General features: G+C 69.6%; 10 protein-coding genes. 2 read left to right on the forward strand and 8 right to left on the reverse strand.

What is annotated here, in order from left to right; all coding sequences use genetic code 11:
• Positions 1 to 90 precede the first annotated feature (90 nt).
• The 3 genes from AC069I_RS03610 to AC069I_RS03620 form a co-directional block, all read right to left on the reverse strand.
• Positions 91 to 1,080: a Ppx/GppA family phosphatase gene (locus AC069I_RS03610; protein WP_478229488.1), complete on the reverse strand. Its 990-nt coding sequence runs from the start codon at positions 1,078 to 1,080 to the stop codon at positions 91 to 93.
• 81 nt (positions 1,081 to 1,161) lie between these two features.
• Positions 1,162 to 1,851, reverse strand: coding sequence for a response regulator transcription factor (locus AC069I_RS03615; RefSeq protein WP_034310560.1), 690 nt, complete (start codon positions 1,849 to 1,851; stop codon positions 1,162 to 1,164).
• A complete protein-coding gene (locus AC069I_RS03620) occupies positions 1,848 to 3,080 on the reverse strand; it encodes a sensor histidine kinase (RefSeq protein ID WP_478229487.1) in 1,233 nt (410 codons plus the stop codon). The genes AC069I_RS03615 and AC069I_RS03620 overlap by 4 nt, the downstream gene beginning before the upstream one ends.
• Before the next feature lie 281 nt (positions 3,081 to 3,361).
• Here AC069I_RS03620 and AC069I_RS03625 point away from each other — a divergent pair, with 281 nt between their 5' ends.
• Together AC069I_RS03625 and AC069I_RS03630 are read left to right on the forward strand one after the other, a co-directional pair.
• Positions 3,362 to 4,009 (forward strand): hypothetical protein, encoded by a 648-nt coding sequence (locus AC069I_RS03625; RefSeq protein ID WP_034310555.1) that lies wholly within the window; start codon positions 3,362 to 3,364, stop codon positions 4,007 to 4,009.
• Positions 4,006 to 4,998 (forward strand): hypothetical protein, encoded by a 993-nt coding sequence (locus AC069I_RS03630; protein WP_478264779.1) that lies wholly within the window; start codon positions 4,006 to 4,008, stop codon positions 4,996 to 4,998. Before AC069I_RS03625 ends, AC069I_RS03630 begins: the two co-directional genes overlap by 4 nt.
• Here the strand turns inward: AC069I_RS03630 and AC069I_RS03635 are convergent.
• From AC069I_RS03635 to AC069I_RS03655, 5 genes are all read right to left on the reverse strand, one after another.
• The gene (locus tag AC069I_RS03635; protein ID WP_400948377.1) at positions 4,995 to 5,744 is read right to left on the reverse strand and encodes a phosphoglyceromutase; all 750 of its coding nucleotides are present in this window, start codon (positions 5,742 to 5,744) and stop codon (positions 4,995 to 4,997) included. The two genes, AC069I_RS03630 and AC069I_RS03635, sit on opposite strands and share 4 nt — an antisense overlap.
• A gap of 503 nt (positions 5,745 to 6,247) precedes the next feature.
• Positions 6,248 to 7,162, reverse strand: a complete 915-nt coding sequence (locus tag AC069I_RS03640) for a DUF4349 domain-containing protein (protein ID WP_478229485.1) — start codon at positions 7,160 to 7,162, stop codon at positions 6,248 to 6,250.
• A 68-nt stretch (positions 7,163 to 7,230) separates the two neighbouring features.
• The gene (locus AC069I_RS03645) at positions 7,231 to 7,746 is read right to left on the reverse strand and encodes a type III secretion system chaperone family protein (RefSeq protein WP_034310547.1); all 516 of its coding nucleotides are present in this window, start codon (positions 7,744 to 7,746) and stop codon (positions 7,231 to 7,233) included.
• The gene (gene mshA / locus AC069I_RS03650; RefSeq protein WP_340686842.1) at positions 7,743 to 9,047 is read right to left on the reverse strand and encodes a D-inositol-3-phosphate glycosyltransferase; all 1,305 of its coding nucleotides are present in this window, start codon (positions 9,045 to 9,047) and stop codon (positions 7,743 to 7,745) included. The genes AC069I_RS03645 and mshA overlap by 4 nt, the downstream gene beginning before the upstream one ends.
• Before the next feature lie 21 nt (positions 9,048 to 9,068).
• Positions 9,069 to 9,881, reverse strand: coding sequence for an alpha/beta fold hydrolase (locus tag AC069I_RS03655; protein WP_478264780.1), 813 nt, complete (start codon positions 9,879 to 9,881; stop codon positions 9,069 to 9,071).
• Positions 9,882 to 10,011 lie beyond the last annotated feature (130 nt).

Genomic DNA, 10,011 nt, shown 5'->3' on the forward strand with positions numbered 1-10,011 from the left:
GCGCGCTCAAGCCGTTGCGAACCGGCACGCGACGGGGCATCGGCGGCGTCGCGCGCGCTGTCCACCGTCATCCGCATTTCCGTCACCACTTCACCGTGCCCGTTCTCCGTCGACTAAGTCCAGTCGGGCGCTGCCGCCCACAGTCTCGTCCGCACCGTTCGAATGGTCCAGCCGTCGAAGGATGACACCTTCTCGCAGCGCCCACGGACAGATCTCCAGTTCTTCCAGGGAAAGCGCCCGCATGGTGGCTTGTGCGACGAGCGCGCCCGCCACCAGCTGATGCGACCTGCTCGCGCTGACCCCCTCGAGTTGTGCCAGGTCATGGGCGGTCATCCGGGAGATGAACGCGATGAGCTGGCGCAACGCGGTGTCGGTCAGGGTACGGCGCACATGCGGCCCGCCGGCCGACGGCGCCGCTCCGGTCAGCCGGGCGAGCGACCGGAACGTCTTCGACGTCGCCACGACCCGATCGGGTTCACCCAATTTGGCGACCTTCTTCGCGAGCGGGGCGAGTTGTTCTTCCAGCCACACCGAAGTCGCGATGAGCTCCGACCGGGTGGGCGGGTCGTGCTGGAACCGCGTCCGGGTGGTCCGGCCCGCGCCCAACGGCAGCGATTCGGCCAGATCCGGCTCCTCGTCGCGGCCCATCGCGACCTCCAGAGAGCCGCCGCCGATGTCGAGCACCAGCAGCTTTCCCGCCGACCAGCCGAACCAGCGGCGGACGGCGAGGAAGGTGAGCCGGGATTCGTCGATCCCGGAAAGCACCTGTAGTTCGACGCCGGTCTGCTCCTGGACCTTCGCCAGGACCTTCGGGGCGTTCTTGGCTTCGCGGACCGCGGAGGTGGCGAACGCCATGACCTCTTCGCAGCCGAGCCGCGCCGCGGCCGCTTTCGCCGATTCGACCGCACGCACGAGGCTGTCCGCGCCCGCGCGGCTCAGGTCGCCGTTGCGGGTGATCTGCTCGGCGAGCCGGAGGACGGCCTTTTCGGAATGCATCGGGGTCGGGTGGGCGCCACGGTGGGCGTCGACCACGAGCAGGTGGACGGTGTTGGAACCGACGTCGAGTACCCCTAGGCGCACGAGCGTCTACGGTACCCGCCCCCACATCAGGTCACGAAACCGTAACCGTGATCTGTATCGCAGGGGCGGGTACCGGACCTGTCACGTCTCGAACTTGTAGCCCAGGCCACGCACCGTGACCAGGTGCCGGGGCGATCCCGGGTCCGGCTCGATCTTCGAGCGCAGGCGCTTCACGTGGACGTCGAGCGTCTTGGTGTCGCCGACGTAGTCCGCACCCCACACCCGGTCGATCAGCTGCCCGCGGGTGAGCACGCGGCCCACGTTGCGCAGCAGGTACTCGAGCAGGTCGAACTCCTTCAGCGGCAAGGAGACCTCCTGGCCGTCGACGGTCACCACGTGCCGCTCGACGTCCATCCGCACCGGCCCGGCCGCCAGCACCAGAGGCGCCAGATCGCCTTCGGAGCCCGGCTCGCCACCGCGGCGCAGCACCGCTCGCACCCGCGCGATGAGCTCACGGGCCGAGTACGGCTTGGTGACGTAGTCGTCGGCGCCGAGTTCCAGGCCGACGACCTTGTCGATCTCGCTGTCGCGCGCGGTCACCATGATCACCGGTACGGCGGAACGCTGCCTGAGCTGCTTGCAGACGTCGGTGCCGCTCATCCCGGGGAGCATGAGATCGAGCAGGACGATGTCGGCGCCGTTGCGGTCGAACTCCTCGAGTGCCTGCTGCCCCGTCACGGCGACGGCGGCGGTGAAGCCCTCTTTGCGGAGCAAGAACGCGAGCGGGTCGGCGAACGACTCTTCGTCCTCGACGATGAGAACCCTCGTCACAGGTTTCCTCCATGGTCGGGGCTTTCTTGCCCTGTTGCCACGAGACGGGGTGTCCGCTCGGGGGTCTTCTCCGGCCGGGACGCCGGCGGAGCCTGTTTCGCGGGCGCGGCCGGTTCGGCGGGGATGTGCGCGGGGATCCGCAGCGTGAAGGTCGACCCGGTGCCGGGACGGCTCCACAGGCCGACCGAACCGCCGTGGTTGGCGGCCACGTGCTTGACGATCGCCAGCCCCAGCCCGGTGCCGCCGGTCGCCCGCGACCGAGCCTTGTCCGCGCGGTAGAACCGCTCGAAGACGCGCTGCTGCTCGTCCTCCGCGATACCGATGCCGCGGTCGGTCACCGCGATCTCGACCTTCCCGTCGACCAGCCGCCTGCTGATCGACACCGGGCTGCCCGGCTGCGAGTACGCGACGGCGTTCTCCAGCAGGTTCGACAGCGCGGTGACCATCAGCGTCCGGTCGCCCTCGATGAGGAGCCCGCTGGCCGCGTCGGTGGTGATGGTGATCTCGGCGGATTCCGCCGAAAGCGTCGTCCTGCCGAGCGCCTCGCGGACCACGGCGTCGACCTCGACGACGTTCAGGTCGGGCAGCCGCTCGGCGCCCTGGAGCCGCGAGAGCGCGATCAGTTCGGTGACGAGCTGGCCGAGCCGCGTCGATTCGCGGAGGATCTTGCCGCCGAAGCGGCGGACCTCCTCGGTGTCTTCCGCGGCGTCGAGGACGGCCTCGGTGAGCAGCGCGATCGCGCCGACCGGCGTCTTCAGCTCGTGGCTGACGTTCGCGACGAAGTCCCGCCGGACGGCTTCCAGGCGGATCGCCTCGGAGTGGTCGACGGCCTCGACCACGGTGAACCCGTCGCCGAGCGGGCGAACCTCGCCGAGGACGGCCTCGGGCTGACGCCCCCTCGCCTCCAGCGGGGAGAGGTCGATCTCCATCGGTTCGTCGGTCTCGACCACCTGCTCGGCGGCCTTGCGGGCCCGCGGATCGGCCTGGTTGACCTTCACCAGCCCGAGCTCGTAGGCACGCGGGTTGTGCAGGACCATGTCGCCGAACTTGTTGAGCACGACGACGCCGTTGTTGCTGGACCGCACGAGGCGTTCGAGCAGTTCGGCCACGGTGGGGCCGGTCGGTCGCCGCTCCTCGCGGCGGGTGCGACCCCTCGCGATCAGGAAGCCGAAAACCACACCGACGATAAGTCCGCCGACGGCCATGGCGAGTGCAACAGGCGTGGTCACAGGGGAATCGTAAGCGCGTGGGTAGGCTTTTGGCCTAGTCCCGGCCGCGTACTCGTGATGCCTATGACACCTGGGGACGCCCTGTTCGCCTGCAGGTCAGGCCTCGTTCACGTGGCCGAGACCTCCCGGGTGAGACGGGTCACCCGAAACGGGGACATCGGTGACGACTCTTGCCCGGATTCCGACTTTCGTCGTGACTCTCCGGACCGTGTTCCGCCCACTCACCGGCGAATAGCGACGTTCCCGTCACGGCTGCCGGGGAATGTTGGAAGACTGTCGCCGTGGAACTCGTCAGTGACATCTCCCTGATTCGCGGAGAAGAAGAGCTGTTCGACCGGACGGCTCATCTGTTCGTCGCGGCGACCGACATCGCGTGCGCGGCCGACGACCTCTACACCTGGGCGCTTTCCCGGCCGTCGCTCACGCGGCAGGGTGAGCGGCTGGTGCGCGACAAGCGGATCCGCAAGCTGTACCGCCCCGGTGTCCTGCTGAACGAGCAGACCGCGGAGCACCTGCATCACCTGTCCGGCCTCGGCGCGCAGATCCGGATCGGCACCGAGGAGATCAACGAGACGATCCTGCTCGACGAGCGGGTCGCGATCATGGCGGGCGACGAGGGCAAGGCGGTGCGCTCGTACAGCGTCATCTCGCGCCCCGAGCTGGTGCAGGGCATCCTGTCGCTGTTCGAAACCGCCTGGCTGGCGTCCACCACCCTGGAGACGTTCGACGCGCGGTTCGCCGACATCCGGATGGAGGCACCGCAGATCCTCGAGTTCCTGACCACCGGCTGCAAGGACGAGAAGGCCGCGAAGAGCCTCGGCATGGGTGTGCGCACCTATCAGCGTCGCGTCTCGGAACTGCTGGTCGCGCTCGGCGTGACGTCGCGGCTCCAGGTCGACGCGCGGGCGCGGGAACTCGGCCTCTTGTGAAGCGCTGGGCGGGGCTCGCGGTACTGCTCGCGCTCGCGGGCTGCACCACCACGGTCTCCGGCACTGCCCGGCCCGAGCCGGAAACCCCGCCCTCGAACCTCGCGCTGGTCGACCCGGTGCGGACGGCCGCTGTGCTCACGGCGGTGAAGACGGCCACCGAGGCGGTGTTCTCCTACGACAGCACGGCCGTCCCCGCCTACGAGAAGGCGATCGACAGCAACCTGACGCCGGGCGCGCGCGAGGAGCTGGCGAAACTGTTCGCCGAGGTCCGGAAGTCGGCGGAACCGATCAAACTCGTGACGAGGGTGATCGTCTCGGCCGCGGTCGAGGAGACGCCGGACAAGGCGCGGGTGCTGACGGTGCTCGACCAGAGCAGCACCAGGGCGGGCGCCACCAGCAAGGGCATCGCGTCGGTGCTGCTCGCGACCGTGCGCGAAGGCGACCGCTGGCGGATCGGGAAGGTCGAGGTGAACCCGTCCGCGCCCTCGCCCGCGGCGGAGAAACCGGGCGCCGGCGACCGGGTGTTCGCGAGGGTGCGGGATTCCGCCCGCGACGGCGCCCTCCGCGCCGCGGAAGCCCTGCTGAACGTGGACCCGGCCGACCCCGAAGGCACGTACGCCCGCTACGAGTCGGTGTCCACCGGACCGTTGCTGACCCAGTTCCGGCAGGACAAGGCGACGCGGCTGAACCAGATCCGGTCCGGGGGCACGAAGGCGTCGCCGTCGCCGAACCCGGCCGCCGCGGTCATGGAGGTCGTGGACGACAAGGCGAGCGTGCTGCTCTTCGCGACGACGGACGTCACGGACGCGGCCGGGCAGGCGACGAAGCGGTACCTGCCGATCGTCCTGCGCCTCCAGCGGCTGCCCGAGGGGTGGAAGGCCGCGGCCGCCGTGGCGAACCAGGGCCGCTCCCCTGACGCAATTCGTCCTCTGAATGCGGTGGTTCGAGAGCGAACTACCGCATTCAGAGGACGAAATGCGTGGGTCTAGCGGCCCTGGTTCGCCACGGCGGCCGCAGCTTCCTTGGCGGCTTCCGGGTCCAGGTAGGTTCCGCCGGTGGTGACCGGCTTGAGGTCTTCGGTGAGGTCGTAACGCAGCGGGATGCCGGTCGGGATGTTGAGCCCGGCGATCGCGTCGTCGGAGATGCCGTCGAGGTGCTTCACCAGTGCCCGCAGCGAGTTGCCGTGCGCGGCGACCAGCACGGTCTTGCCCGCGCGCAGATCCGGCACGATCGCGGACTCCCAGTACGGCAGCAGCCGCGCGACGACGTCCTTGAGGCATTCGGTCAGCGGGGCGGCGTCACCGAGGTCGGCGTAGCGCGCGTCGCCCACCTGGCTGAACTCGTCGGCCGGGTCGATCGGGGGCGGCGGGGTGTCGTAGGAGCGGCGCCAGAGCATGAACTGCTCCTCGCCGAACTCGTCGAGGGTCTGCTTCTTGTTCTTGCCCTGCAGCGCGCCGTAGTGCCGCTCGTTGAGGCGCCAGTCGCGTTTCACCGGGATCCAGTGCCGGTCGGCGGCGTCGAGCGCCAGGTTGGCGGTCGAGATCGCCCGGCGCATCAGCGACGTGTGCACGACGTCCGGCAGCAGACCGGACTCCGCGAGGAGCTGCCCGCCCTTGCGCGCCTCCTGCTCGCCCTGCTCGGACAGCGGCACGTCCACCCAGCCGGTGAACAGGTTTTCGGCGTTCCACGTGCTCTGCCCGTGACGCAGCAGCACCAGAGTCCCAAGCTCAGCCATGGGGTTCAGCCTGCCAGAGCGAGCGGAAGTGCCGGTCAGAGGGCCGCGCTTCGCCTTGTTTCTACGGAGAGTGCGTTACCGGCGAGTAACACCTTCACCCGTCCAGAAGACGGGTTGCCAACAAGTCCCGATCTCCGGAAATCAGACTGCACTCCGTTATCCCCATTTTCCAAGTTCACTCGAACGGAGTAACCGGTAGTCTTGTGATTACAGGTGGAGATCTGACAGGTTGACTACGTCCCGCGCGGCCGGATTCCACGCACTCCCCGGTTCGACGCGGGTGACGACCGCGACTCGTCTCCCCCCTGCCGAGTCGCGGCGCCCGCCGGCCCCGTTGGCATCCCCCTCGTCACCGGGTCCACCTTGGCGGGAACTTCAGCGGGGCGGCTCGAGATCGCGACTCCCCCCTCCCTCGAGCCGTCCCGCCTGTTCTCTTCGGGGCCCAGTCCCGCACACGCGTGCTTGAAGACCGAACATGCGTGCTTGGGGCCGGAACTCACGCTTCAGTCCAGCGGAGGCGCGGACGGCAGATCCGAGGCGGTCGCCATCGCGGGCTCCGCCGGACGGCGCCGCTTGCGCAGCCACCACACCAGCGCGGCCGCGGGGACACCGAAGACCAGCAGGAACGGCGCCATCGCGCCGAGCACGGTCAGCAGGCCGCCGCCGAAGGTCAGGAACGCGTCCCAGCCGTCGGCCAGCCCGCCGAGGAACCCGCTGCGGGATTCCTCCGCCGCCGCGACGGTCTCGGCCTTCACCTGCAGGGAGATCGTCGACATGGCGACACTTCCGGCCAGGCTCTCGCGCCGCTTCTGGAGCGACTCGAGCTCGGCCTCGCGGCTGGTGAGCTCACTCTCGACCGACGCGATCTCCGAGACCGACGTCGCCCTCGCGAGCAGCGCACGGATGCGCTCGACGCTCGCGCGCTGGGTGGCCAGCCGTGAATCGACGTCGACCATCTGCTCGGTCACGTCCGTCGCGGTGACCTCGCGTTTGACCTGCTTCCCGAGCTTCCCCAGCTGATCCAGCACGCCGTCGAGACGCTCGGCCGGCACGATGACGTTGACCGACGCCCGCTTCTCCTGGGTGCTCTCCTGCCCCGTGTAGCCGGCGGCGCCCTGGGTGATGACGCGCACCTGCGAGATCACGTCGGCGACGTTCGGCGCGGTGAGCTCCAGGCTCGCCGTGCGCACCAGCTTGCGATCGGCGATCCCCGGCTGCCCCGCCGGCGCCGGGGCCTTGCCCGAACCCGCCTTGCTGTCGGTGGCCTCCTTGTTCGGCGTCCCCTGGTTCGGCGCCGCCTGCTTGGTGTCGGCCGACATCGGCATCGCGGCGGATTCACCGCCGGAATCGTTCGCCGAGCAGCCCGCCAGTGCCAGCACGATGCCGGCGGCGGCGACCCATCTCACTCGCTTGCGCATCAAGACCGTCTCCCTCCAGTGTCGCGGAAAGAGACGGAGCCGGATCCGGTGCCGTTGCACCGTTCGGGTCACGAGTCGGTCAAGGCTCCGGGTTCGTGTCCGTTCGAAGGCTCGACGAGATGTTTGAACGCCTGCAGGTTCGCCAGCGATTCGCCGCGGGAAACGCGCCAATCCCACTCGCGTTTGATCGATTCCGCGAATCCGAGTTCCAGCAACGTGTTGAAATCGCCGTCGGCGGCTTCCAGCACCTGCCCGAGGATCTTGTCCAACTCGGACTCGGTGACCGTGTCCAGGCCGAACCGGCCGACCAGGTAGATGTCGCCCATCGCGTCCACGGTGTAGTGCACGCCGTACAGCTTCGCGTTGCGGCGCAACAGAAACCGGTAAACGTCCTCATGGGACTCATCGGGACGGCGGCAGACGAAGGCTTCGACGGCGAAGGCGTGGTCCCCGGCGACCAGCCAGCAGTTGGTCTGCAACTTCTTGGTACCGGGCAAGGTGACGAAGTACTTTCCCTCGCCACGCCTTTCGTATTCCAGGCCCGCATTGTCCAAAGAGGACCGCAAGGTCTCGTCGAGCGTCAAACCGCCACCTCCGCGCGCTGTTCGAGGGCACGCCGGAACGCGCCGGTCGCCTGAGCGTACGTGTCCAGCAGCCGGTCCGTCGTACGGCGCCAGGAGAAGCGCCGCGCGTGGACGACGGCGTTGGCCGAAAGTTCGGCACGCCAGCCGGGCCGCAGCGCGACATTCGCGAGCGCACCGGCCCAGTCCTTCGCGTCGTGCGAAGGCACGAGCAGCCCGGAGACCCCGTGCGGGACCGCGACCGGCAGCCCGCCGACCTCGGCCGCGATCACCGGCGTCCCGCAGGCCTGCGCCTCGAGCGCGACCAGCCCGAACGACTCGTTGTAGCTCGGCACCGCGACGATGTCGGCCGCGCGGTAGACGTTGACCAGCGACTGGCCGGGCTGCGGCGGCATGAACCGGGTCTGCTCCTCGATCCCGAGGGAGACGGCCAGTTCGCGCAGGGCCTGCGGCTGCTCCAGCCCGGTCCCGGACGGCCCGCCGACGATCAGCACCACCAGCCGCGACGCCAGCTCCGGCCGCTCGCGCAGCATTTCGGCCGCGGCGAGCAGGAGGACGTCCGGCGCCTTCAACGGCTGGATGCGGCCGGCGAAGGCCAGCACGATCGCGTCCTCCGGCAGGCCCAGGGCCCTGCGCGCGGCGGGCCGGGAACCGGGGGTGAATCGGTCGAGGTCGACGCCCGGCGGGATGGCGTGCACGGCGTGCGGGTCGGCGTCGTACAGCTCGATCAGCTCGCGGGCCTCGACGCGGGTGTTCGCGACCAGGCAGTCCGCCTCCTCGACGACCTGCTCCTCGCCGATCACGCGGGTGCGCGGCTCCGGGGTGTCGCCCTCGGCGAGCGCGGCGTTCTTGACCTTGGCCAGGGTGTGCGCGGTGTGCACCAGCGGCACGCCCCAGCGGTCGCGGGCGAGCCAGCCCGCCTGACCGGAAAGCCAGTAGTGCGAATGGATGAGGTCGTAGTAGCCCGGCTCGTGGAACGCCTCGGCCCGCAGCACCCCGGCGGTGAACGCGCACAGCTGCGCGGGCAGCTCGTCGCGTCCCAGCGGCTCGAACGGCCCGGCCGGGATGTGCCGGACCACCACGCCGGGCGCCAGCTCGGCGATCGGGGGCTGATCCGAGGACGTCGCCCGCGTGAACACCTCGACCTCGACGCCGCGGCGGGCCATCTCGGTGGCCGTCTGGCTCACGTAGACGTTCATGCCGCCGGCGTCGCCGGTACCCGGCTGCTCCAGCGGAGAGGTGTGCAACGACAGCACCGCGACGCGCCTGGGCGCGGCGTCGAACCCGTGCAGGGGGATCGTCACCTGGTCAACACTCCCGAAGTCCTACTGATCGGCGAACCGGCGCAGTAGATCACCGAACTCGTCCGCCGCTTCGGCGAACGGCAGATGCCCCACCTCAGGTAGCCAACGCACGACAGCCCCCTGAATCTTCCCCGCCGCGTATTCCGCCGACGTCGGATCGATCACAGCGTCCGCGAGACCATGGACGATAAGTGCCGGTTTGTCCAGATCGCGAAGGACGTCCTCGCTCCCGATGTCGCGCCGGAACAGCGCGGAACGCACCGCGGGCGGAGTGGAAAGGCACGCGCCGAGCAAGGACTGGGTGAGCGTGCCGGACACCGGGGCGGCGGTCATCCGCTCGCTGAACTGCACCAACGCGGGAATCGCGACCGCCGGATCGTCCGCCAGCACCGCCGGGATGGCCTCGCGCATGGCGGGCCCGACCTTGCCGCCGGGCCGGTTCTTGCCGATTTCTGTGATGGCGCCCACAAAGACGACGCCGCCGAGCCTCGACGAGCCGTGCACGCGGAGGTAGTCGGTGATCACGAGCCCGCCGTAGGACCAGCCGACGACGATCGCGTCTTCACCGGCGAAGTCGAGGACCGAGGCGAGATCTTCGGCCCAGACCCGCGGATCGTCGTAGCCGGCGGAGGGCACCTCGGAATCGCCGTGCCCGCGCAGATCCATCGCGACCAGGCGAAACCGCTCGCTGAGCTTGGGATCCGCCAGCTGCGGCGCCCAGGCCTTGGCGGACTGGGCCCAGCCGTGCACGAACACGATCGGACGGGTGTTCTCGGCGCCCTCGACCCACAAACCGATGCGGGTCCCGCCGTAGCCGACTACCTCGGTCTTCATGCGTCGCACTTTATGAGGTCGGCCGGGGTGGTCGTGGGGGGGGGTTTTGGGTGGGAACCCAAAAACCCCCCCCCCACCCCCCCCCCCCACAGCCCCCCCCCCCCCCTCCCCCTTCTTTCCCAGAAAGAAT

The sequence above is a fragment of the Amycolatopsis sp. NPDC043885 genome (genome assembly GCF_056435685.1).

Bases quoted from the DNA above. Each gene is read 5' to 3' on its own strand.
- AC069I_RS03635 (WP_400948377.1), bottom strand. From the start codon at position 5,744: ATGGCTGAGCTTGGGACTCTGGTGCTGCTGCGTCACGGGCAGAGCACG.
- AC069I_RS03640 (WP_478229485.1), bottom strand. From the start codon at position 7,162: ATGCGCAAGCGAGTGAGATGGGTCGCCGCCGCCGGCATCGTGCTGGCA.
- AC069I_RS03655 (WP_478264780.1), bottom strand. From the start codon at position 9,881: ATGAAGACCGAGGTAGTCGGCTACGGCGGGACCCGCATCGGTTTGTGG.